Annotated in this window: 18 protein-coding genes, 2 tRNA genes and 2 rRNA genes; 19 read left to right on the top strand and 3 right to left on the bottom strand. The window is 35.4% G+C overall.

The features are described 5' to 3' along the window. The 3 genes from ES677_RS03090 to ES677_RS03100 all read left to right on the top strand — a co-directional run. Window positions 1-101: ribosomal RNA gene (locus ES677_RS03090) — 23S ribosomal RNA — on the top strand; the annotation flags it as partial. Between the two features lie 124 nt (window positions 102-225). After that, window positions 226-333: ribosomal RNA gene (gene rrf / locus ES677_RS03095) — 5S ribosomal RNA — on the top strand. 228 nt (window positions 334-561) lie between these two features. Next, window positions 562-3000, top strand: a complete 2439-nt coding sequence (locus ES677_RS03100; protein ID WP_148380408.1) for a helix-turn-helix domain-containing protein — start codon at window positions 562-564, stop codon at window positions 2998-3000. Between the two features lie 60 nt (window positions 3001-3060). Here the strand turns inward: ES677_RS03100 and ES677_RS03105 are convergent, their stop codons facing one another. Then, window positions 3061-4203: an acyl-CoA dehydrogenase gene (locus ES677_RS03105; RefSeq protein WP_148369576.1), complete on the bottom strand. Its 1143-nt coding sequence runs from the start codon at window positions 4201-4203 to the stop codon at window positions 3061-3063. A 91-nt stretch (window positions 4204-4294) separates the two neighbouring features. On the opposite strand from ES677_RS03105, the gene ES677_RS03110 reads away from it, so the two are divergent. The 11 genes from ES677_RS03110 (at window position 4295) to ES677_RS03160 (ending at window position 14026) form a co-directional block, all read left to right on the top strand. Beyond that, the gene (locus ES677_RS03110; protein WP_148369577.1) at window positions 4295-5377 is read left to right on the top strand and encodes an anhydro-N-acetylmuramic acid kinase; all 1083 of its coding nucleotides are present in this window, start codon (window positions 4295-4297) and stop codon (window positions 5375-5377) included. Between the two features lie 179 nt (window positions 5378-5556). Then, window positions 5557-6783: a Glu/Leu/Phe/Val dehydrogenase dimerization domain-containing protein gene (locus tag ES677_RS03115; RefSeq protein WP_148369578.1), complete on the top strand. Its 1227-nt coding sequence runs from the start codon at window positions 5557-5559 to the stop codon at window positions 6781-6783. Between the two features lie 36 nt (window positions 6784-6819). Next, the gene (nhaD, locus tag ES677_RS03120) at window positions 6820-8214 is read left to right on the top strand and encodes a sodium:proton antiporter NhaD (protein WP_148369579.1); all 1395 of its coding nucleotides are present in this window, start codon (window positions 6820-6822) and stop codon (window positions 8212-8214) included. A gap of 54 nt (window positions 8215-8268) precedes the next feature. After that, the gene (locus tag ES677_RS03125; protein WP_148369580.1) at window positions 8269-8970 is read left to right on the top strand and encodes a MotA/TolQ/ExbB proton channel family protein; all 702 of its coding nucleotides are present in this window, start codon (window positions 8269-8271) and stop codon (window positions 8968-8970) included. Between the two features lie 51 nt (window positions 8971-9021). Further along, entirely contained in the window at window positions 9022-9417 is a 396-nt protein-coding gene (locus ES677_RS03130; RefSeq protein WP_148369581.1) for an ExbD/TolR family protein, read from the top strand. Beyond that, window positions 9418-10314 (top strand): energy transducer TonB, encoded by an 897-nt coding sequence (locus ES677_RS03135; RefSeq protein ID WP_148380409.1) that lies wholly within the window; start codon window positions 9418-9420, stop codon window positions 10312-10314. It begins immediately after the preceding gene. Between the two features lie 2 nt (window positions 10315-10316). After that, window positions 10317-11534 (top strand): bifunctional folylpolyglutamate synthase/dihydrofolate synthase, encoded by a 1218-nt coding sequence (locus tag ES677_RS03140; protein ID WP_148380410.1) that lies wholly within the window; start codon window positions 10317-10319, stop codon window positions 11532-11534. Window positions 11535-11597: 63 nt separating this feature from the next. Next, window positions 11598-11672 (top strand) — tRNA-Val (locus tag ES677_RS03145). 133 nt (window positions 11673-11805) lie between these two features. Next, window positions 11806-11880 (top strand) — tRNA-Val (locus tag ES677_RS03150). A 269-nt stretch (window positions 11881-12149) separates the two neighbouring features. Beyond that, a complete protein-coding gene (locus ES677_RS03155) occupies window positions 12150-12419 on the top strand; it encodes a heavy-metal-associated domain-containing protein (RefSeq protein ID WP_148380411.1) in 270 nt (89 codons plus the stop codon). 41 nt (window positions 12420-12460) lie between these two features. Further along, complete coding sequence (locus ES677_RS03160) at window positions 12461-14026, top strand: hypothetical protein (protein WP_148380412.1); 1566 nt, start codon at window positions 12461-12463, stop codon at window positions 14024-14026. Between the two features lie 17 nt (window positions 14027-14043). Here ES677_RS03160 and ES677_RS03165 read toward each other — a convergent pair whose 3' ends face one another. Next, a complete protein-coding gene (locus tag ES677_RS03165) occupies window positions 14044-15324 on the bottom strand; it encodes a UDP-N-acetylmuramoyl-tripeptide--D-alanyl-D-alanine ligase (protein ID WP_148380413.1) in 1281 nt (426 codons plus the stop codon). 66 nt (window positions 15325-15390) lie between these two features. Further along, window positions 15391-17067, bottom strand: coding sequence for a gliding motility lipoprotein GldJ (gene gldJ / locus ES677_RS03170; protein ID WP_211357857.1), 1677 nt, complete (start codon window positions 17065-17067; stop codon window positions 15391-15393). 270 nt (window positions 17068-17337) lie between these two features. On the opposite strand from gldJ, the gene porU reads away from it, so the two are divergent. The 5 genes from porU to ES677_RS03195 all read left to right on the top strand — a co-directional run bounded on the left by porU (window position 17338) and on the right by ES677_RS03195 (window position 25828). Continuing rightward, entirely contained in the window at window positions 17338-21219 is a 3882-nt protein-coding gene (gene porU, locus ES677_RS03175; protein WP_148380414.1) for a type IX secretion system sortase PorU, read from the top strand. Window positions 21220-21252: 33 nt separating this feature from the next. After that, window positions 21253-22497, top strand: coding sequence for a type IX secretion system outer membrane channel protein PorV (porV, locus tag ES677_RS03180; RefSeq protein ID WP_148380415.1), 1245 nt, complete (start codon window positions 21253-21255; stop codon window positions 22495-22497). A gap of 91 nt (window positions 22498-22588) precedes the next feature. Beyond that, complete coding sequence (cdd, locus tag ES677_RS03185) at window positions 22589-23071, top strand: cytidine deaminase (RefSeq protein ID WP_148369590.1); 483 nt, start codon at window positions 22589-22591, stop codon at window positions 23069-23071. A 90-nt stretch (window positions 23072-23161) separates the two neighbouring features. Next, window positions 23162-24163 (top strand): pyruvate dehydrogenase (acetyl-transferring) E1 component subunit alpha, encoded by a 1002-nt coding sequence (gene pdhA / locus ES677_RS03190; RefSeq protein WP_148380416.1) that lies wholly within the window; start codon window positions 23162-23164, stop codon window positions 24161-24163. Between the two features lie 3 nt (window positions 24164-24166). Then, the gene (locus ES677_RS03195) at window positions 24167-25828 is read left to right on the top strand and encodes a pyruvate dehydrogenase complex dihydrolipoamide acetyltransferase (RefSeq protein ID WP_148380417.1); all 1662 of its coding nucleotides are present in this window, start codon (window positions 24167-24169) and stop codon (window positions 25826-25828) included. The last annotated feature ends 61 nt before the right edge of the window (window positions 25829-25889 follow it).

The raw sequence follows: 25889 nt of genomic DNA on the forward strand, positions 1-25889 counted from the left end.
TTCTTTAAAGGGTCGTGGGAGATTACCACGTTGATAGGTCATAGGTGTAAAGGCAGTAATGTCATAGCCGAGTGATACTAATAACCCATAGGCTTATTGTACGCCTGTTTTTTTACTAAGTACACATTACTATTATATTTTTTCTGTATTTTCACGCTAAGCGTGCTTTTTTCAATATGTTATTTTATACGGTCAAGTAGAGATGTTCTACATACACCGCAAGTTTAAGGTGATTATAGCGTTGGGGCTCACCTCTTTCCATTCCGAACAGAGAAGTTAAGCCCAATTGCGCCGATGGTACTACATTCGTGGGAGAGTAGGTCGTCGCCTTTTTTAAAGAACCCTTCATAGAAATATGAAGGGTTTTTTTATACCATAAACTCTCGTAAACCGTCCTTCGAATACCCAATGAAATATCCCACAATGCTTACTATGTAATAGGTATACTAATATACGTGCTATTTTACACTATAATCAGTTAATTTAATTCTTCAACTTTAAAAAATATCAAGTTTTGTGTTTTAAATTTTATTATATTTCACCCTTAATGTTTTTAAATTTATGGCAGACAATAAAGAATTAGATTTAGCTTGGGATTTTGTAACGCATACCAACAGAACACTTTTTTTAACTGGAAAGGCAGGAACCGGTAAAACTACATTTCTTCATAAAATAAAACAGGAGTCTAATAAACGGATGGTAATTGTTGCGCCCACTGGAGTAGCGGCTATCAACGCGAAAGGAGTTACAATTCATTCTTTTTTTCAATTGCCCTTTGGCCCAATTTTACCAGATGCTGATTTAGCGGGCTCAGCGCAATTCAATAGAAAATTTAGTAAAACTAAAATTAATATCATTAAGTCTTTAGATGTATTGGTTATTGACGAGATAAGTATGGTTCGTGCCGATTTACTAGATGGTATTGATAAAACACTTAGACGCTTTAAAAATAAAAATGAGGTCTTTGGTGGCGTGCAATTATTAATGATTGGCGATTTGCAGCAACTCTCTCCTGTGGTAAAAGATAACGATTGGCGATTGTTACAACCCTTTTATAAAAACGCATTTTTTTTTAGTAGTCGTTCTTTTCGCGAGTGTAACCCTATTACTGTAGAATTAAAACATATATACCGACAAGAAAATCCGCTGTTTATCACTATTCTTAACGAGATTAGAAATAATAAGTTGAGCGAATCGTCAGCTAAAGAATTAAATAAGCGCTTCAATCCTGATTTTAGACCTGAAACCGAAGAAGGTTATATTTCCTTAACGACCCATAATAGTAAAGCTAATGAGACGAACCAAAGTAAATTAAAGGAATTAAAAGGGAAATCTATTAAGTATGATGCAATAGTCACCGGTAATTTCCCCGAACATTCTTACCCTAACGAATTGGTGTTAAAACTTAAAGTTGGGGCACAAGTGATGTTTATTAAAAATGATAGTACCGTTGAAAAAAGGTATTTTAATGGTAAAATAGGGCAAGTCGTAGCTCTAAACAAGAGTAAAGTGACCGTGCGCTGTCCAGACGATACCGACGATATTGAAACTAGTTTAGAGACTTGGGAGAATATTAAATATAACTTAGATGCTGAAACCAAAGCAATTTCTGAGGACAAAATAGGGAGCTTTTCTCAAATTCCGTTACGTTTAGCGTGGTCTATAACCATACATAAAAGTCAGGGATTAACATTTGAGAAAGCAATTATTGATGCGGAAGATGCTTTTGCTCATGGCCAAACCTATGTCGCTCTTAGTAGATGTAAAACTTTGGAAGGCTTGGTTTTAAAAAGCAAAATTGAATCGAAACAGATTATTAGTGATCATAATGTGATCTCTTTTAATAAGAGCGCCGAAGAAAATTCTCCCGATTCCACAATTCTTCAACAATCGAAATCTCAATATCAATTAGATTTAATTTCAGAGGTATTTTACTTTTATAACTTTCTTTTTCCTATTAATCGCTTACTAGATATTTATTATAAAAATAAAACACGAATTGAAGGGGATATCGAAACAGGTTTAATAGGTCTTAAAAATAACAGTACACAATTAGTAAAAATTAGCACCGCCTTTAAAGCACAATTACAAAGACTTCAGAAGGAAGATGCCACGCCCGAAAATAATAAAGATATTCAAGAACGTTTTACTAAAGCCATTCAGTATTTTAAAGAACAAACAGAAATACTTCTTCAAGCACCCTTAAGAACCGTTTCTTTTACAACAGATAATAAAACTGTGGAACAGGATATTAATAAAAATTTAGATGTTTTGGAGGAATTACTAGCGGTTAAGACTTTATATTTTAAGGAACTTAGTACGAAATTTACTACAGTTGATTTTTTAAAGTTGCGATTGAAAGCCGTGTTTTTACAAAAAAGTGCACCAAAAAAAGAGCGTAAAACAATTATAGATGGTACGGTTAACGTCGAACTATTTGAAGAATTACGACTGTTACGTAATCAAATAGCCCAACGAAACGATTTGATCCATTTTCAAGTATTTTCACAAAAATCATTATATGCAATGTGTGAAACGTTACCAACTACTTTAGTTGCATTGAAGGACATTGAAGGTATGGGGAAAACACGAGTTGATAAATATGGCTCCGCGATTATTGCTGTCATTAAAACCTTTTGTGAAGAAAATGATATTGAAATGACCAGCGATGCTTCCTTAATTGAAGACGACACAATTAAATTAAAGAAAGGAGAAACTAAGACGGTTTCTTTAGAGTTATTTCAATCGGGGAAATCTATCAATCAAATAGCTTTAGAGCGCGAACTAAATGTAAACACGGTATTTGGACATTTAGCAAGTTTTATTTCTTCTGGAGAAATCAGTGTTTCCGATGTTATGACGACATCACATTATAAAAAATTACAAACTCTTATTCCCACAAAAACATTCGAGAATCTTTCAGATTTAAAACAGCAGTTAAATCATAAATTCTCTTATGGTGAATTGCGGTTGGTTGTTGATGAATTAAAAAAAGAATAAAAGGCATAAAAAAAGCTTCAAAATTTCTTTTGAAGCTTTCTAATTATATCCATAACGTTTTTACCCGTTGATAACGCCTCTCGAAATAACAATTTTCTGAATTTCAGAAGTTCCTTCATAAATCTGAGTTATTTTAGCATCACGCATTAAACGCTCTACGTGGTAGTCTTTTACGAAACCATTTCCACCGTGTATTTGCACAGCTTCTACGGTTTGTTCCATTGCCACTTTACTGGCGTATAACTTAGCCATTGCGCTAGACATGTCGTAATTATTACCTTGATCCTTGTCCCAAGCTGCTTTCATTACTAACAGTCTTGCAGCTTCAATTTCTGTATACATATCTGCTAATTTAAAAGCGATAGCTTGATGATTACAGATTTCTGTTCCAAATGATTTACGTTCTTTAGAATATTTTAAAGCTAATTCGTAAGCTCCCGAAGCAATACCTAAAGCTTGCGCCGCAATACCGATTCTTCCGCCAGATAATGTTTTCATAGCAAATTTAAACCCAAAACCATCAACTCCAATTCTATTTTCTTTGGGAACTTTTACATCGTTAAACTGTAGTGTGTGTGTGTCACTTCCTCTAATTCCTAATTTATCTTCTTTTGGTCCTACGTGGAAACCTTCTAAACCTTTATCAACAATGAAAGCGTTAATTCCGTGGTGTCCTTTGTCTCTATCTGTTTGCGCGATTACTAAATACACGTCGGCTCTACCACCACTTGTAATCCAGTTTTTAGTCCCGTTTAAAACGTAGTGATCTCCCTTATCTATTGCTGTAGTTTGTTGCGAAGTCGCATCGCTTCCCGCTTCAGGTTCACTTAAACAAAATGCTCCTAGAAATTCTCCAGTGGCTAGTTTTGTTAAATATTTATCTTTTTGTTCTTGGTTAGCATAATATTCTAAACCGTAACATACTAATGAGTTATTTACGGATACAATTACAGAAGCAGAAGCATCAATTTTAGAAAGCTCTTCCATGATTAATACATAAGAAATCGCATCCATACCACTTCCTCCATATTTTGGGTCTACCATAATTCCTAAAAAACCAAGCGCCCCCATTTTCTTTACTAATTCATCAGGAAACTCTTGTTTATTATCTCTTTCTATAACTCCTGGAAGTAATTCGTTTTGAGCAAAATCTCGTGCTGCGTCACGAATCATTATATGTTCTTCTGTAAGACTAAAATTCATATTGTAAATTATTATTAATGTGATAAATAAAGACTGCAAATATAGCGTATAATTATTTTTTATTCAATAGATATTACTAATTTTACGGAATATGATAAAAGAGAAGTATAGCGTTATTGGTGTGATGTCTGGTACCTCATTAGACGGCGTAGATTTAGCACATATAACCTTTATTAAAGGGATCGTTTGGCGATTTACTATTAATACATCGCAGACAATTGCGTATTCTAAAGTGTGGTTTGATAAATTAAAAACAGTAACACACAAAACATTAGCAGAATTAGATCAGTTGGATATTGAATATTCTGCTTTTTTAGCACAAACAATTAAACAATTTATAACTAGGCATAATATTACACAAATAGATGCTGTTTGTTCTCACGGTCATACCGCTTTACATCAACCTTTAAACGGGGTAACTTACCAAATTGGAAATTTAGAATGCATATCAGATATTTTAGACAGCATTGTGGTATGCGATTTTAGAATTCAAGATGTTCAGTTGGGAGGTCAAGGTGCGCCATTAGTTCCGATAGGTGATAAACTTCTATTTTCAGAATACGATTATTGTATTAATTTGGGCGGCTTTGCAAACGTGTCTACGACGATAGAAAAGGAAAGAATTGCTTTTGATATTTGTCCAGCAAACAACGTTTTAAACGAATATGTTAGAACGTTAGGTCGCGATTTTGATAATGCCGGCAAAATAGCACAATCAGGAACTCTAAACGAAACGCTCTTGAAACAATTAAATGCTTTGGAGTTTTATGCGCAAACGTACCCTAAGTCGTTGGGTGTAGAGTGGACGGAAGCTAATATTTATCCATTAATTGATTCGTTTAATCTACCGATAAAGGATATTTTAAAAACGATGGTCGAGCATATCGCCATACAAATTTCAAGAGTAATTAATACTACAAAGACGCCTTCGGTTTTAATAACGGGTGGCGGTGTCTATAATACCTACCTCCTTTCTAGAATTGAGCACCTAAGTGCTACAAAAATAACAGTGCCAGAACCAAAAATCATCGAGTTTAAAGAGGCGCTTATTTTTGGGTTTTTAGGCGTTTTACGATTAAGAAACGAGATTAATTGTCTAAAATCAGTAACAGGAGCAGGGAGAGACCATTCCTCCGGGAAAATATATACACCACAAAACCAACAGATATGCTAAGGAATTTCTTAGAAATATTTACAATTAAAAGGACTTTCCAATTAAAGCCATTCATTGTTTTTTTATATTTGTTGCAATTATTTTTAGAAACAAAAAAAGCAAACAATAATATCTGGATTAAAGAGAATTACAGATTAATAATTTTAAAATAGAAAACGACCATACAACTTAAAAAATAAATGAAAGATTTACTTAAGAAATACGAGAATAAAGAGCCTGAAATAATTTTTAATTGGAAAGATTCAGAAACGGAAGCTGAAGGTTGGACGGTAATAAACTCGTTAAGAGGTGGAGCCGCTGGTGGCGGAACAAGAATGCGCAAAGGGTTAGATATTAACGAAGTGTTATCTCTAGCTAAAACGATGGAAGTAAAGTTTACAGTTTCTGGCCCAGCTATTGGAGGTGCTAAATCTGGAATTAATTTCGACCCTAAAGATCCTAGAAAGAAAGGTGTTTTAGAGCGTTGGTTTAAAGCGGTGACGCCATTATTAAAAAGCTATTATGGCACAGGTGGAGATTTAAATGTAGACGAAATTCACGAGGTTATCCCAATGACGGAGGCTTGTGGAATATGGCATCCACAAGAGGGCGTTTTTAGCGGGCATTTTAAACCTTCTGAATCTGAAAAAATAAATATAATTGGTCAGCTAAGACACGGTGTAATTAAAGTTATTGAAGACGCGAAATATTCGCCAGATATTACTAAAAAATATTTAATAGCCGATATGGTTACCGGTTATGGCGTAGCAGAAACGGTAAAACATTATTACGATGCCTTTGGAGGAAGTGTTAAAGGAAAACGAGCGATTGTTCAAGGTTTTGGTAATGTAGGGTCGGCAGCAGCATATTACTTAGCACAAATGGGAGCTAAAATTGTTGGTATTATAGACATTTCTGGAGGCGTTATTAATGAAGAAGGATTTACTTTTGAAGAGATAAAAGAGCTCTTCCTAACTAAAGATGGTAACACACTAAAAACAGATAATATGATCTCATTTGAAGAAATGAACAGTCGTATTTGGTCTTTAGAAACCGAGATTTTTGCACCCTGTGCAGCCTCTCGTTTAATTACGCAGGATCAAATTTCAAAAATGATTGCTTCAGGATTAGAAGTTATCTCTTGCGGGGCAAATGTACCTTTCGCTGATAAAGAAATCTTTTTTGGATCTATTATGGAGTATTCGGACGAGCGCGTAAGTTTAATACCAGATTTTATCTCTAACTGTGGTATGGCACGTGTATTTGCTTATTTTATGCAGACAAATGTAGAAGTAACTGACGAAGCGATTTTTAATGATATTTCGAATACAATAAAAAAAGCAATTCAAGATGTCCACGAGAGAAATCCAAATCCTAAAGAAATTAGCAAAACAGCTTTCGAAATAGCTTTAAAGCAATTAGTGTAAAAACAATCCCTTAACAAACAATCACTGTAAAAAGAAATGGAAACTATAATAATTTTAGTCTTCGTACTTGGGTATTTAGGAATTACTCTAGAACACACTTTGAAAATTGATAAATTAATTCCGGCCTTAGTTATGATGGCTATAAGTTGGGCATTGATTTCGTTAGGAATCGATACTTTTCCTATCTGGTTTGATTCCGCAAAGCATGCCTTAGTCGACAATTTTCCAGCATTGGGCCACGACGAAAGAATGCATTTAATGGAAGAAACATTATTGCATCATTTAGGTAAAACGGCCGAAATTTTAGTGTTTCTTTTAGGTGCAATGACGATTGTAGAAATAATTGATTATTTCGATGGTTTTTCAACGATTAAGAACTTTATAAGAACAAAAAAGAAAAGCAAAATTTTATGGATATTCACCATTTTAGCGTTTTGTTTATCTGCTATAATTGATAACCTTACGGCAACTATTGTTTTAATTTCAATTTTACAGAAAATTGTTAGTAATAGAGATGTGCGTATTTGGTATGCAGGTTTAATTATAATCGCAGCCAATGCTGGTGGGGCGTTCTCTCCTATTGGAGACGTTACAACTACTATGTTATGGATAGGTAAAAAGGTAAGTACTGATCATTTATTTGGTTATTTATTGTTACCTTCTTTAGTTTGTATGGTATTACCAACATTTATCGCTTCTTTTATGCCCGCTTTTAAAGGGAACCTCGAAGAAGATGGGGGTGTAGTAACAAAGCCCAAAAGCAGATTTAGTGGTACAATGCTTTATTTAGGATTAGGTGCCATTATTTTTGTGCCAATTTTTAAAATGGTAACGCATTTACCACCGTATGTAGGGATGATGTTGTCTTTGGGGATTGTAGCCGTTTTTGCTGAGTACTTTAGTTTTTCTAAATTTAGTTTAACGAGTACAGACTCAGAGATAAGTGATGCACATGCCGAACACAGTCCTGTGCATTATTCATTATCAAAAATCGAATTACCAAGTATCTTATTTTTCTTAGGAATTTTAATGGCGGTTGCTGCTTTAGAATCTATAGGAACACTATTTGGTTTTGCGTCGTCCTTAAAAGAATCAGTACCAATGTTAGGTACAGAATTACACCATTCAGGCGTATCAGATTTAGTAGTTATCTTATTAGGATTAGGATCTGCAGTAATTGACAACGTACCGTTAGTAGCGGCCAGTTTAGGAATGTTCTCTGAACCTATGGATAATGAACTTTGGCACTTTATAGCATTTTCTGCTGGAACTGGTGGAAGTATGTTAATTATAGGCTCTGCAGCGGGTGTAGTAGCAATGGGAATGGAGAAAATTGACTTTTTCTGGTACTTTAAAAAAATATCTTGGTTAGCATTAATAGGCTTTTTAGCCGGAACAGCAGTTTTCTTTTATACAAGAACATTGTTTTAACATACGCTAAACTTAAAAATAACGTTATACTATATTAGTAATAAAAAATAAAATATGCTAAGCACATTAATACAAGAAACGGCGCAAGATGCAACAGCGCTAGCCGATGGTGAACCAGTAGAAAAAACACTATCTATAATAGAACTAATAACAACAGGAGGGACGGCTGGAATTATAATTATAGCTTTACTATTTGTTTTATTAATTGTGGCATTATACATTTATTTCGAACGTATTCTGGCCATTAAAGAAGCGTCTAAAAAGGATGCAAACTTTATGAATCAGATAAAAGATTATGTCACGAATGGCAAAATCGATTCAGCTCAAAACTTATGTGCGCAAAAAAACACGCCAGTATCACGCTTAATTAGTAAAGGTATTTCTAGAATAGGGAAGCCCTTAGAAGATATTAATACTGCGATAGAAAATGCTGGACGTTTAGAAATTTACAGTCTAGAAAAAAACGTAAGCGTATTGGCAACAATTTCTGGAGCCGCACCTATGATTGGGTTTCTTGGTACAGTTATCGGTATGATTTTATCTATATTCGAAATAGCAAATGCAGGTGGTTCTATCGATATTAAAACGTTAGCCGACGGATTATATACAGCAATGACAACGACCGTTGGTGGTTTAATTGTTGGTATTGTTGCTTATATCGCGTACAACCATTTAGTGGTAAAAACTGATAAAGTAGTGTACCAAATGGAAGCACATTCATTAGAGTTTTTAGACCTTCTAAACGAGCCAATGTAAACGTAAAATGATATTTACAATTACAGAAGTTTAATCTAAAAAATAGTTACTATGAATTTACGCGGAAGAAATAAAATAACACCAGAATTTAATATGTCGTCAATGACCGATATTGTATTCTTGTTACTTATCTTTTTTATGATAGCATCAACTTTAGTGTCAGCTGAAGCCATCGATTTATTGCTACCACAGTCTACGAGCAAAACAACTCAGACTAAAAATGTTTCTGTTTCGGTAAATAAAAACAAAGAGTATTTTGTAGATATGAAGCAGGTACCAAAAAGTAGTTTAGAGGCTGAAGTGTTAGCGAAATTAGGGCAGTCAGACACTCCAACAATTACTATTAGATCAGACCAAGATGTCGAAATGAAACACGTGGTTTATATTATGGACATTGCGAATAGAAATAAAATAAAGTCAACATTAGCGGTGAAATCAGTGCAATAAATGAAATATCTTAACACTAAACACGAACGTAATTCTGCAAAAATAACGGCACTTATCGTGCTTATTTTGCTATTGCTACTATTTGTGGTGGGCCCCCCTTATATGGACCCTCCAGAAGAATATGGTGTGGCGGTAAATTTCGGAAATTCTAATGTTGGGAGTGGTACTATACAGCCAGACAAACCGGTAAAGTCGAAAGACCTTAATATCAATAAACCACCAGAAGAAGTACAAGCACAACCTACAACTTCAGAAAAAGTAGAGGAGCCTACTCAAGCCGCCTCAGAAGCCTTAAAAGAAGATGTTTTAACGCAAGAGACAGAAGCTGCAGCAGCTATTAAAAAAGAAGAAACTGCAAAAAAGGCAAAGGCCACAGCCGAAGCAAAGGCAAAAGCCGAAGCGGATAAACTAGCCAAAGCCAAAGCAGCAGCCGAAGCGAAAAAGAAAAAAGAAGAAGCTGATAAAAAAGCGAAATTGGATGCTATGATGGGCGGATTAAATAATTCCGATGGTGAAAGCTCTGGTAGCGAAGGCACCGATAATCAAGCAGGAGATAAAGGACAATTAAACGGAAGTCCGTATGCAACGAGTTATTTTGGAGATCCGGGCACTGGAAGCGGAGGTGTAGGTTATGGTTTAAAAGGTAGAGGTAGCCCCACTAATAAAGTGTTTAAACAAGATTGTAACGAGTCTGGTTTGGTAGTGGTAAGAATAGAGGTAAACCAAAACGGACAAGTTGTTAAGGCAGAAGCTGGAGTAAAAGGAACAGAAAATACAGCGCCTTGCTTGTTAGAACCGGCTAGAAAAATTGCAGTATCGCATAAATGGAAACCCGATGCTAAAGCACCAACGCGTCAAGTTGGTTTTGTAAGTATCAATTTTAAACTCGGTCAATAATAATGACATATCAAGATACTATTAATTGGTTATTCTCTCGATTACCAATGTATCAAAATCAAGGTAAATCGGCTTATAAAATAGATTTATCTAACACGTTACTTTTAGCAAATCATTTAGATAATCCAGAAGATCATTTTAAGACTGTTCATATAGCAGGTACAAATGGCAAGGGGTCTACAAGCCATATGCTCGCCTCTGTTTTGCAAGAAGCGGGTTATAAAGTAGGTTTGTATACCTCGCCCCACCTTAAAGATTTTCGAGAGCGCATAAAGATTAACGGTAAAGAAATCGATGAAGATTATGTGGTTCAATTTGTAGATAGAAACACGTCGTTTTTTGAGAGTAACGCATTGTCGTTTTTTGAAATGACTGTCGGTTTAGCCTTTCAATATTTTGCCGAAAAAGACGTCGATATCGCTATTATTGAAGTGGGCTTGGGAGGCCGATTAGATTCTACTAACATTATTTCGCCAGAGCTCAGCGTTATTACAAATATCGGTTTAGATCATACGCAGTTTTTGGGGAACTCTTTACACGCTATTGCAAAAGAAAAAGGTGGTATTATAAAACAAAATACTCCCGTAGTTATAGGAGAGACTCAAGACGAAATAAAGGCTGTTTTTAAAGCTATCGCTGAAGAGCAACAAGCAAGCATCACCTTTGCTGATTCATTTAAAACTAAAACGTATCGAAGTGATTTAATGGGTAGCTATCAAGTAAAAAACATAAAAACGGTTGTAGAATGTGTAAAACAGTTACAAAATAAGGGATTTCATATTTCAGAAGGAGCTTTAAACCAAGGCTTATTAAGTGTGGTAAAAAATACAGGCTTATTAGGGCGCTGGCAAATTTTGCAATTACAGCCTAAAGTTATTTGCGATACTGCACATAACACAGCAGGTTTAACATACACAATAACACAGCTTTTAGAAGAGCCTCACAACGCAATGCATATTGTTTTTGGTGTTGTAAATGATAAAGATTTAAGTACTATTGTAGATTTATTACCTAAACAAGCGACCTATTATTTTTGTAAACCTAATATTCCTAGAGGCTATAATGCTAAAGATTTGAAAATCGATTTAAATGCGCACGGATGCAAAGGAGAATCTTATAATTCTGTAAATGAGGCCTATATAACGGCTTTACAAAATGCCGATACAACGGATGTTATATACGTTGGTGGTAGTACGTTTGTGGTCGCCGAAATAATTTAATTATTTTCTTTGAAACCTTTGCGAAATTCAAAAACTAATGTATATTTGCACACCTAATAAATAGGGCGATTAGCTCAGTTGGTTCAGAGCACTTGGTTTACACCCAAGGGGTCAGGGGTTCGAATCCCTTATCGCCCACAGAATCTCAAACACGTTTTGAGTTTTTTAGCTAACATATGAGTGTTTAGAGTTATTAGAAATAATGAATAACACTTCTATTAAAGCTTTGACAAATTAAAAAACTAGTGTATATTTGCACTCCCTATTAGTAGGGCGATTAGCTCAGTTGGTTCAGAGCACTTGGTTTACACCCAAGGGGTCAGGGGTTCGAATCCCTTATCGCCCACTATAATCCCAAAGGATTTCTATCTTTTGGGATTTTTTTTGTTTTAAATCTTAACACTTAATTAGTAGATATTCTTTTTATATATCATTTTTTCTGTCGAACTTTAGGTGTACAGAATATATAAAACGAGTGGGGCAATTTTTAAGGAGTATTTAATCTCATCATTGATACTTTAAGTCATTAATTGTAGCGCTTTTGTTTATTCCTTAATAAAAAGGAGTCGTATCTATTCCGTTTATCACAAATAAAACAACTAAAAAAATAAGACTATGACTGTTATAACAGAAAACGTAATACCAGGGAATCACGGAAGAATTTTTACCACAAATGCAAGTAGCGAAGCCGAAATGGAAGAGTTAAAGTCTATTGTCGAAAAAATTGACGGGGTAAAAGACGTGGTTTTAATTAAAGAAGTGTATCCAAAAGAATTTATAGTACATACTACTAAATTAATTAAGAATAATGTGATCGAAAAAGCAGTAAATGAGCTTAAAATAAAAGCCATTCCGAAGGGTATATTTCCACTTTTAAATATATAATTAGTACAAGCATAACCATCCTTTTAGATTAGATCTCACCTATGAAAAAAGCAGTTTTAATCGCCTCCTATTCTGTTTCGGCTGTAATTTTATTGTTTCTAGGGGTAGTTGTAATAACTAATATACTCGTTAAGAATAAATTTGAGAAGTTTTTAACTTCTAGGCTGCCCAATCATATCACCCAAGATTATGAAAGTATTTCTTTAAATACTTTGGGGGGCACAATAACGGTGAATGAGTTAACTATTATGCTCGGCAATAAAACGGATAGTGTGGTACACACAAAAGTCTCGGTAGCTAAGTTGATTGTAGAAAATGTGTCTTATTGGGATTATTTAATGCATTCTGAAATTCATATTGAGGATATAAAAATAAATTCTCCTACTATGTCGTATTACACGCACAGGGTCCATAGAAAGCAAGACGCTGCTGTAACGTCAGGGTCTATAAAGCTATATAAACCCATTCGTGTGGATGCATTGAGTATTAATAATGCGCTGCTTTATATTTACGATAACGAAAAAGATTCGCTAGTAGTGTATGTCGAAAACAGCGCGGTAACTATCAATGATATAACGATTGATAAAGACATTATTAACCGTCGATTGCCAGTAGAATTTAAAAAGTATAAAGCAAGTGCCGATTCTATATTTGTAAAAACAAATGCTTTTGAAAATCTTACGGTAACCGACTTTAATTTGGATGCTAAAAAAGCAGTTTTCAACACTATTAAACTGAAAACAAAATATTCAAAAAATGAGCTATCACAGAAAATTACAACTGAGCGGGATCACTTCGATTTAGAAGCCAAAAAACTGACGGTTGATGCCATTGCGTTCGGTTTTGAGGATAGAATGCTTTTTTTATCTAGCGCGTATGTTACGATTGACACTCCTGACTTAAAAATGTTTAGAGATAAATTGGTCGCTGATGATGTAACTATTAAAAAATTGTACAGCCAATCGTTACGAGAATTACCGTTTCAATTAACTGTCGATTCCGTGGTAATCAATAATGCTTCGATCGAATATACAGAGAAAGTGAAACCAGAAAATAATGGTGGTTCCATTTATTTGAATCAACTTAATGTAAAAATAGCTAACGTTAGCAATACTTATAAGGCGCCTGAGCATACTAAATTGGAAATTGAAGGTTCTTTTATGGAGAATGCACCTTTCAAAAGTCAGTGGGATTTTGATGTCAATAACCCTAATGACGATTTTGTTTTCTCAATGCAAATTGGGGAGCTGCAAGCCGATCGCTTGAATACATTTACGGAACCTAATTTAAAGATGCGTTTAAGAGGACAAACCGATAAAATCTATTATACTATTGATGGTAATAGAACGACTTCCAGTGTTGACTTAAAAGTGAAATATGAAAATTTTGAGATTAGCGTACTTAATAAACAAGGAAATAAGAAGAACTGGGTACTGTCTACCGTGGCTAATCTATTTGTGTCTAAAGACAGTCAAGATAAGAGCGATAATTTTAGAGAAGCCAGCGCGGAGGTAGTGCGAAATAAAACCAAATCTGTATTTAATTTTATATGGCTAAATCTTAGTAAAGGTTTATTGAAAAGCATTGCTGGAAATGGTGAAAAATAAACGTGTTAGGTCCATTTTTACAGCAGGTTTAATACGCGTTCCAAAGCCATCCCGCGAGATCCCTTAATTAGAAGAGTAGTGTTCTTAATACTACTAAAGTCAAAATTATTTTTAAAATCCTCAAACGTACGGTAGCGTTTAATTTTATTAGAGTGGACGTTCGTGATATAGAAGTTTTCGCCTACAAGTAATACTTCATCTATGTTTAGATTAGAGGCTAAAGCTGCAATAGCGTTATGCTCTGTTTTGGCTTCATGACCAAGCTCAAACATATCTCCCAAAACAGCTATTTTTGATGCGCCATTTAGAGTGCTCAAACTTTCTAAAGCAGCCGTCATACTCGTAGGGTTTGCGTTGTAAGCATCTAAAATAATTTTAGCGCCGCTTTTGTTTATAATTTGCGAGCGGTTGTTGGCAGGGACATACCGTTCTAATCCTTTTTTAATGGCAGCATTGCTTACTTTAAAAAACGTTGCAATGCAAATTGCCGCGGAAATATTATTGAAATTATAAGCCCCTATTAGTTGTGTTATTAACTTTTCATTTTTAAAATTTACGGCTATAAAAGGAGCTGCAGCCTCTAAGAGTACTCTAACATCAGCGTTATTTTCGGTTCCAAAACTAAAGATTTTTATGTTACTACTATGTTTTATTTGAAGCGTATCGTTTGTATTAACAAAAATGAGTTTATTGTTCTTCTCAAGATATCGGTATAATTCTGTTTTACCCTTAATAACACCCTCAATACTTCCGAATCCTTCTAGGTGCGCCTTTCCAAAATTAGTAATGTAGCCGTAATCTGGCTTTGCGATGCGACATAAAAAGGAAATTTCTTCCAAGTGATTTGCACCCATTTCTACAATACCAATTTCGGTATGTTTTGTCATAGACAATAGGGTAAGTGGTACGCCAATATGGTTGTTTAAATTACCAACGGTTGCCGTCGTGCAATATTTTTGAGAAAGTGCAGCATTAATAAGCTCCTTGGTCGTTGTTTTACCATTACTACCAGTTAATGCTATAATGGGAATATTTAAGGCCGAACGATGAAATGTGGCTAATTCTTGTAGCGTTTCAAGCACATTATTAACCAGTATTATGTTTTCTGAAGTTTGGTATTCTGCGTCATCAACAATAACATAACTCGCTCCATTTTCTAGTGCCTTATGTGCAAATGTATTGCCATTAAAATGGTCGCCTTTTAAAGCAAAAAACATATCATTCTTGGCAACTTTTCTAGTGTCTGTAGAGACGTTATCGCACTCTAAAAACAGGGCGTGAAGTAAATTTATTTTCATAAAATAAAAGTATAAAAAAAGTCCCAACAAATGTCAGGACTTTTTAAAATATATATTTTATATAAATTAGTTTTTTGTTTTTCTAGAACTTTTCGATTTTGAACCTACTCTAGACATTGCACATCTAAACCCAATATAGTCTGTTGCCATATTTTGTGGGAAATAGCGTCTTTGTGCTGGATCTAACCAGTATGCTCTGTCTTTCCAAGACCCACCTTTATAAACACGAGCTTCGTCGTTTACAAGAGATGTTCTTCTACTTGACTTATCGTATTCTCTAATTAATGTTCCAGCAGAATCTACTTCAACATTATGTTTTGGAGCGTTATACATTTTTCCTGTTACAGAAGCATCTTCACCTTCTACATCGTCATAAAAACCTTGATCGTAATCACGAGAAGAAGCGACGTCACCATCTCTAAAATTCCTGTTATCACTAGTGTCAAAGTTAGTACGTAAGTACGTTTCGTTTTCATCTACTGGCACTTGCGCAATTGCTCCTGGTAAATCTCTAGCGATTACTTTTCCATCTGGAAGCGTATCATATACAATCTCGTCTGTCGTTACAATTTTCACTGTACCGTCTTCTCCAATAGCGTTTTTAGTATAGACATTTCCACGGTAGTAATTAAAGTCATTAAACTCATCATCTACAATTGGTCTATAAACATCTGCAACCCATTCTGCAACGTTTCCAGCCATATCATATAGTCCATTATCGTTTGGTTTGAATGATTTTACTTGAGCAGTAATATCAGCACCATCGTCAGACCATCCAGCGATACCACCGTAATCCCCTTTACCTTGCTTAAAGTTAGCTAATTGATCTCCTCTTACTTTACGAGATCCTGAACGAGTATATTGTCCGTCCCAAGGATATTTTTTTCTACCTCTATATGTGTTGTAACTTCTTAATTCAGATAAACCTAAAGCAGCATATTCCCATTCAACTTCAGTTGGAAGTCTGTATTTTGGAGAAATAACACCCGTTTCTCTAGAAGCATAAACACCAGATTCGTTTCCTTCCGCATCTACTTGTGGTTTTATTTTTCCACCTTTTAAAATCTCTTCGTTTCCACCAAAAGATTGTGTAGGAGCGTTAATATAAGTTTCTGTGTTAAAGTTAGCATCTGCGGTAGCTTCGTATTGGCTTCCTTGTTTTAAGTAACCCTCTTTTTGCAATTTTAATTCGTTAACACGGTCTGTTCTCCATTTAGCGAATTCTACAGCTTGCATCCAGCTAACACCAACAACAGGGTACTCACCATAGCCTGGGTGACGTAAGTAATTGTTTGTCATAACTTCGTTGTAACCCAATCTATTTCTCCATACTAAGGTATCTGGAACAACACCTTCGTAGATTTTTCTAAAATTTTCTTCTTCCGGTGGGAATACTGTTTTAACCCAATCAAGGTACTCCATGTACATTTTATTGGTTACCTCAGTTTCGTCCATATAAAAAGACATTACGTGTTGTTGATTTGGTGTATTGTTCCAATCGTGCATAACATCATCTTGAACTCTACCCATTGTAAATGTTCCTCCTTCTACAAAAACTAAACCTGGGGCATTCTCTTGTCCCTTGTATTGTGTATTGTATTGAAATCCACCTTCTTTAGCGTTAATTTGCCAACCAGTAGCTCTAGATGTGTTAGAACCTCCCGATCTTTTACAGCCAACCAAAGTTAAAGATATCGCTAAGATCACTAATAACCTTGATATAAGTACTTTTTTCATATTCATACGTTTAAGTAAGATAATTAAGTTTTTTTTAAGAGACGCAATATAACAATTCTACATAACTCTACAACTAATTTTATAAAATTTGAATAAAATTTATATTCACTTTGACCTCTTTATTTACAGTATGTCGATTTTAAAACCTCTTTTTAAAGCGCCATATTGGAATACTATAACGGGAGACTTTATAATTTATTATTGTAGTTTTGCTATGTTTTTAAGAAATTTTTAAGAAACCAATACTAACAAGGTTATAATAACGTTATTTAGTCAATGAAAAAGATTTTATTTGTTTTTACTCTATTGGCTTGCACCGCTTTGTTTTCTCAGCAAAAAAAGTTTAATTTAGATTGGAATGGCACGACATTGATGACTACGGATGGTTATCGTGTACAAGTACCCGTTTTCACTCCTAAAGAACAGTATAGTTATGACGTTGATGCGGGATTAAAAATAGTGTCTCAATGGGAAGTAAGTTCTTCAATTAATGAAAACTCGGTTTCTGTAAGTGCTATCAAATACAGTCCTATTTCTATTTCAGAATTAAAGGGAGTCAATTTAAAAAGTATTCCAGACGCCTTTAAATTTTCAGTTAAAAACTCGACAGGTAGAAATAAAAAGTATGTAATGCTTAATGCTTCGGCGATAGTAAAATCGCAAACTGGAGGTTATAATAAAGTGGCTGCTTTTACTTTGCAATTTAATACGGCTAGTAGAATGGGGGTGGCAAATTTTTCAGCAAATCAAAGTGTCTCAAATTCCGTTTTAAGGTCGGGGGCTTGGTATAAATTCGCGGTCGATAAAACGGGTGTATTTAAAATATCTAAGAATTTTTTAAATCAAATGGGAATCAATACCAATACTATCGATCCTAGACAGATTAAAATATTTGGTAATGGTGGACAAATGATACCTTATAAAAATGATATTAATTATCCTATAGACCCTATTGAAAATGCCATAACAATTGTTGGTGAAAGTGACGGTGTATTTCACGATAGCGATTATATTTTGTTTTATGGTGTTGGCCCCACCGGGATAGTAAAGGATACGAGAGTGAATACAAATTTAAATCCGTATAGTAATTTAGCGTATTATTATATAAGTATAAGTTCTGGTTTAGGAAAACGTATGCAATCGCTTATCGAGCCTGTAGGCGCTTCAGATGTAGTGATTACGAGTTTCGATGATTATAAATTTCACGAAGTAGATGAATTTAATCTCGCTTTTGTAGGTCGTCGTTGGTTTGGAGATAAATTTGATGTAGAAACTACTAAAACCTTCAATTTTAACTTTCCTAATTTAGTAACGTCCCAACCTGTTAAAGTAAAGGTGATTGGCGTTTCTACGTCTGCAAACACGTCTACTATGACGGTTAAATTGAACGGTACCGATGTTTCGACGATGATATTACCGGGCGTTACCACTCCAAATTATGTTAGTGAAGCTTCACTTGAAGAGGATGTGAATTCTACTTCCGATGCTGTCGCTATTCAAATAACATATAACAAGGAAGGTAATCCAGGAGCGGTGGGCTATTTAGATTACATTGCATTAGAGGCCACTCGCGCTTTAAACTTTACAGGAAGTCAAATGCGTTTTAAAAAGAATGCAACAGCACAAACTACTGGAATTGGGGAATATGTTGTGTCGAATAGTGCTAACGTAAAAGAAATTTGGGAGGTTACCGATGCTAATAATGTAAGAACAAAACAAAATTTCGGGAACTCTAATATCAATTTTAAATCGGCTTTAGGAACAGTTAGAGAGTATGTTGCTATTTCAAATTCGGGATTCTACACACCTGTACTAGCTGCTAACTCTTTAGTTCAAAACCAAGATATAAAAGGACAAATATTTAAAAATAGTCAAGGAGATTTTCAAGATATAGATTATATAATTGTCACGCCAAATGGAAATTATAATCAGGCAGAACGCTTAGCGCAAATAAATAGAACTAGAAATAATTTAAATGTAAAAGTAGTTAGTTTAGAAACGATATATTCTGAATTCAGTACAGGAAATAAAGACATTTCAGCCATTAGAAACTTGGTGAAATATGTTTACGATAATGCCAGTACACCAGATAAACGACTGAAATATTTGTGTTTGTTTGGAGATAGTTCTTTTGACTATAAAGGAAGGATTGCCGAAAACACCTATTACGTTCCTTCGTGGCACGCTTATAGTAGTTTTAATTTAATCAATTCTTTTGTAACAGACGATTTTTATGGGATGATGGATCCCGAAGAAGGAGAGTTATATATAAGTGATAAATTAGATATAGCTATAGGTCGTATGTTAGCCGACTCCCCGCAACGTGCTAAAGAATTAGTAGATAAAGTAGAAAGCTATTACACAAAAGAGGCGTACGGAAGTTGGAGAAATAATGTCGTCGTAATTTCCGATGATGTTGACGAATCTTACGAATCTAGCTTGCAAGAAACAACCGATAATATTGGTGATTTAATTTCAGAAAACAAACCTTTTATAAATGTCGTTAAAATCCACACCGATTCGTATAAACAAGAATCGTCGGTAGGAGGAGACCGTTATCCAGAGGTAACCACCGCTATTGCAAATGCTATAGAAAACGGCGCGTTGGTCGTTAATTATTTTGGTCACGGTGGGGAAGATGGATTAGCAAAAGAAAGAATTTTTGAAAAAACCGATGCTCAAGCATTGCGTAACGAATGCAAATTAAATTGTTTTGTTACCGTAACCTGCGAGTATACACGATTCGATAACCCGTTGCGCGAAACCGCTGGAGAATTAATTTACTGGAATACCTCTGGAGGTGCCGTGAGTTTAATAACAACGACACGTCAGATTTTTCTAGGTGTTGGAGTTACTTTTAATGTAAAGTTAGAAGAGTATTTGTTTTCATTTAGTGATTTAGATACCTATGGCGATTATGAATACCCATCGATGGCTGAAGCTCTAAGGCTTACTAAAAGTGATCCCTCCATTTCTGGCATTGGTCAAAAACACTTAGTTTTTTATATTGGTGATCCGGCCTTAAAATTAGCCTTTCCAGAGCCAAATGTTAGACTTACAAAAATTAACGATGCTCCAGTGGCTCAAAACACCGAGGTTTTAGAGGCTCTAAGTTATGCGAAATTAGCAGGAGAAGTAACCGATTTAGCAGGAAACGTACTTACTAATTATAATGGTAAAGTAATCACAACAATTTACGATAAACCTATAGACCGCGAAACACTAGGAAACGATAATACGACGCAAGGTGGACAACTTATAATCTTAAATTATAAAACATTAGGCGAGGTTATTTTTAGAGGTTTAGCTACAGTTACTAATGGTCAGTTTGAGTTCGATTTTATTGTACCAAAAGATATAGGTATTCCTGTTGGGTACGGTAAAGTGAGCTTTTATGCGTATCGAGAAACACCATTGTCCGATCAATCGGGTGCAACAACAACCAATTTACAAATAGGGGGCATTAACGAGAACGCGCCAGAAGATAATATAGGGCCCGTTATAAATTTATATCTCAATGATGAAAACTTTGCTTCCGGCGGAATTACCAACGAGTCACCAACATTATTAGTAAAACTTCAAGATGAAAACGGTATAAATACCGCCAGCGGAATTGGGCACGATATCGTGGCTACTATTGATGGCGACGAAGTCAATCCATTTGTTTTAAATAACTATTATGTTACAGAATTAGACGACTATACGCGCGGAGGATTAAGTTTTCCATTTAGAGATTTAAAACCTGGATTACATACGTTAACTTTAAAAGCTTGGGATGTGTATAATAATTCCTCGATTGCCGAAATACAGTTTGTCGTTTACGATCAAGATAATGGTTTAGTAATAGATAGAGTCTTAAATTATCCTAACCCCTTTGTAAATTATACCGAGTTTTGGTTTAATCATAACAGTTCAGAAATATTAAATATTTCTGTTCAAATTTTTACTATTTCTGGAAAAATAGTAAGAACAATTAATGGTCAAACCTCAGGGGCGGGTTCTAAAATAACGACCTCAACGTCTCGCGATATTGTGTGGGACGGAAGGGACGATTTTGGCGATAAAATAGGAAAAGGAACCTATGTTTATAAATTGAAAGTACAATCGACATTAACTAACGATACCGTCGAAAAAATAGAGAAACTTGTAATCCTCTAATAATAAATTATATTTGTCTAATAAAAATTATATATGAAGAATAAAATAATAGCATTAGCTGCGTTGCTTACTGCCTCTTTTCAATTAAGTGCGCAGAACTCATTCGAAGTAACACCAAACCCCGATTCACGGGTGATAACTACAGGTATGCCCTTTTTATTAATCGCGCCAGATGCAAGAGCAGCGGCTATGGGAGATATGGGAGTAGCGACATCTGTAGATGCGTATTCTCAGAAATGGAATCCCGCTAAATATGTATTCTCGACAGCAAAATCTGGAATTTCTTTAAGTTATACACCGTATTTAAGTAAGTTAGTTAATGATATAGGTGTCGGTTATGTATCTTATTTTAATAGGTTAAACGAACAAAGCGCTTTTGGAGCGAGTTTAACATACTTTAGTTTAGGTGAGATAGAGTTTCGAGAAACTGCAGATCAAGAGGCGTTAGTTCAAAAACCGAACGAACTAGCTTTAGATGTCTCATATACTTTACGTTTAAGCGATCAATTTGCTATGGCGGTTGCTATGCGTTATTTAAGATCGGATTTAAAATTAAACACTGGAGGAAATGATATTAAACCAGCAAGTACTGTTGGCGTAGATATTACAGGGTTTTACCAGAGTGAAGAAGAAGCGTATAACGATTTTAACGGGCGCTGGAGAGGTGGTTTTGCCATCCAAAACTTAGGACCAAAATTTAAATACGACGAAGGTGGTCAAGAAAACTTTCAACCAACAAACTTGCGTTTAGGAGGTGGTTTCGATTTTATATTCGATCAATACAATACATTAGGTGTTACTGTAGAGGTTTCTAAACTTTTAGTGCCAACACCTCCAGTGTATGGTACACAAACAGAATATGTAGATAATAACAATAATGGTGTTTACGATCCCGAAAACGGCGATGAGTTTGTAGACAGAGATACCAGTTATATTATAGACGGTAAAGATCCAGATGTTAGTTTTATTTCTGGTGTTTTTCAATCGTTTGGTGATGCTCCGGGAGGGGTCAGCGAAGAGTTAAAAGAATTTACTTATGCCTTAGGAGCCGAGTATATGTACCAAGATGCGTTTGCGTTTAGATTGGGTTATTTTAATGAAAACGAAAGTAAAGGAGCGCGTAAGTTTTTTGCATTGGGAGCAGGGTTTAAGTACAATGTTATTAATGTAGATTTATCATACTTATTTTCGGCGTCTAAAGTGCCAAGTCCGTTAGAAAGCACATTGCGATTCTCTCTAACATTTAATTTAGGAGAAGGTTCATATACCGAGTATTAAGAAAGAATCGTTAAAACAGAAAAAAACTATTGTGTAAAAGCAATAGTTTTTTTGTCTAACACCACTTTTTATAATAGCAATAAGATAAGTTATGAAAGAATTAAAAATAGAAACCACATTATACGTCTACGATGCGTTAAGCGAACTAGATAAAGAGGTGCAGGATTTAATGGAGCAGGCCGTTGAAGCAAGAGACAAAGCGTATGCGCCGTACTCTAAGTTTTATGTTGGTGCCGCTTTATTGTTAGATAATGGCGAAGTAATAACGGGTAGCAATCAAGAAAATGCGTCGTACCCTTCGGGCTTATGTGCAGAGCGAACCGCTATTTATTATGCGGGCGCAAAATATCCTAAGGCTCAAATTGTAAGAATGGCAGTTACCGCAGCGTCACAAATTAATAAAACAACAGCCCCAATCCCACCATGTGGTGCTTGTAGACAGGCTATTGCGGAGTACGAAGTAAAACAAGAAGTGCCAATAAAAATTTATTTTATGGGTGAAACAGGTGCTGTTGCAGTCTCTAATTCTCTAGCAAATTTATTGCCTTTGCTTTTCGATAAAGCCGCTCTATAACGATTTCGTAACATTTTCCGTTTTACAGTTTTTTCATTAGTGACTAATGTATTACTTTTGCTATTCGTTTATTAAAAATAACGTTTCCAAATGCAAAAAATAACAAAAGAAGTTTACCTTAAATGGTATGAAGATATGTATTTCTGGAGAAAGTTTGAAGACAAACTAGCTGCGGTCTACATACAACAAAAAGTAAGAGGATTTCTTCACTTATATAATGGTCAAGAAGCAGTGCTAGCAGGAGCGCTACATGCTATGGATTTATCGAAAGATAGAATGATTACTGCCTACCGTAACCACGTTCAACCTATTGGTATGGGTGTAGACCCTAAACGTGTTATGGCAGAATTGTACGGAAAAGCAACAGGAACATCTCAAGGCTTGGGAGGTTCTATGCATATTTTTTCTAAAGAACACCGTTTTTATGGTGGACACGGTATTGTTGGTGGTCAAATTCCTTTAGGAGCAGGTATTGCTTTTGGAGATAAATACCACGATAGAGATGCCGTTACACTTTGTTGTTTTGGAGATGGCGCAGCACGTCAGGGATCACTACATGAAACATTCAACTTGGCAATGTTATGGAAGTTACCTGTTGTTTTCGTTTGCGAAAATAATGGTTACGCGATGGGAACATCTGTAGAACGTACCGCTAACCATACCGATATTTGGAAATTAGGATTAGGTTACGAGATGCCTTGTGGACCAGTAGATGGAATGAATCCTGTAAAAGTAGCCGAAGCATTCGACGAAGCTATTGCAAGAGCACGTCGTGGTGACGGACCAACATTTTTAGAGCTTAAAACCTATAGATTTAGAGGACACTCTATGAGTGATGCACAACATTATAGAACTAAAGACGAAGTAGCAGAGTACAAGAAAATAGACCCTATTACGCAAGTAAAAGATAGTATTCTAGAAAACGAATATGCTACAAAAGAGGATCTTAAAGCCATAGACAAACGTGTTAAAGAGTTGGTTAATGAATGTGAGAAATTCGCTGACGAATCACCATACCCTGAGAAAAACGTAATGTACGACGCTGTTTACGAACAAAAAGATTATCCGTTTATAGAGCATAAAATAAAATAAGCTATGGCAGAAGTAATAAATATGCCGCGTTTAAGCGACACGATGGAAGAAGGAACAGTTGCTAGCTGGTTAAAAAAAGTGGGTGACAAAATTGAGGAAGGAGATATTTTAGCCGAAATTGAAACCGATAAAGCAACGATGGAATTCGAGTCTTTTCACGAAGGGACGTTACTTCATATTGGTGTTCAAGAGGGAGAAACAACCAAAGTAGATAAGCTTTTGGCAATTATTGGTGAAGAAGGTGAAGATATTTCTGCGTTATTAGATGCAGGCGAAAGTACTTTGGAAGATAAAAAAGAAAAATCTGAAAGCTCTCAAGATGAAACTGAAGATACGTCATCTGAAGATAATATAAAAGACGCATCAAAAACTGCTGAAACTAACGAAATTCCTGAAGGTGTTACCGTGGTAACAATGCCTCGCTTAAGCGATACGATGGAAGAAGGTACTGTGGCGACGTGGTTAAAGCACGTGGGAGATACCGTTGAAGAAGGAGATATTCTTGCCGAAATCGAAACAGATAAAGCAACAATGGAATTTGAATCTTTCCAATCGGGTATATTATTATACGTCGGTCTAGAAGAAGGAGATTCTGCTAAAGTAGATGCCTTATTAGCTATTATTGGCCCAGAAGGAACAGATGTTTCCGGAATTGCTAAAAACTATAATAGTGGAGGTGAGTCTGCTAAAGCTGAAAAGCCAGTAGAAAAAGAAGCGCCTAAAAAGGAAGGAAAAACAACAGCGGTTGCAACGCCAAAAGCACAAGACAAAAAAACCGAAGCGCAACCGGCACCAAAAACAAATAATTCTGGACGTATATTTATTTCCCCTTTAGCCAAAAAAATGGCCGAAGAAAAAGGAATCGATATTAATGAAGTTCAAGGTTCTGGAGAAAACGGTCGTGTTGTAAAACGCGATATAGAAAGCTTTACTAGTTCGGTAGCATCGTCTGCTTCTGCAGCGAAGTTTGTACCAACTGGCCAAGAAGATTTCGACGAGAAACCAAACTCGCAAATGCGAAAAGTAATAGCGAAACGTTTAGCAGAGTCTAAATTTACAGCACCACATTATTATTTAAATGTGGAGTTCGATATGGAGAACGCTATGGCTTTTAGAGCACAATACAATTCGTTACCAGATACAAAAATATCTTACAACGATATGATTGTTAAGGCGTGTGCTTTAGCATTACGTCAGCATCCACAAGTAAATTCTCAGTGGTTTGCAGATAAAATGAAGTTAAACAATCACGTACATATTGGCGTCGCGGTAGCTGTCGAAGATGGTTTAGTCGTGCCGGTTGTAAAATTTGCAAACGAGCAATCGTTACCTCAAATTAATGCAGCGGTAAAAGATTTTGCTGGTCGTTCACGAAGTAAGAAGTTAACACCTCAAGAAATGGAAGGAAGTACCTTTACTGTTTCTAACTTAGGAATGTTTGGCATTGAAAGTTTTACATCCATTATCAATCAGCCTAACTCTGCGATTTTATCTGTGGGAGCGATTCTTGAAAAGCCAGTAGTTAAAAACGGGCAAGTAGTAGCTGGAAACACAATGAAATTATGCTTGGCTTGCGATCACCGAACAGTTGATGGTGCAACGGGAGCTCAGTTTTTACAAACATTAAAAGGATATATTGAAAATCCAGTAACGATGTTAGTATAATTTACAAATCATACTATAATTAATCCTGTACCAATTTTTTTGATACAGGATTTTTTTATCT

This window comes from Bizionia gelidisalsuginis (assembly GCF_008086185.1).
Lineage (GTDB): Bacteria > Bacteroidota > Bacteroidia > Flavobacteriales > Flavobacteriaceae > Bizionia > Bizionia saleffrena.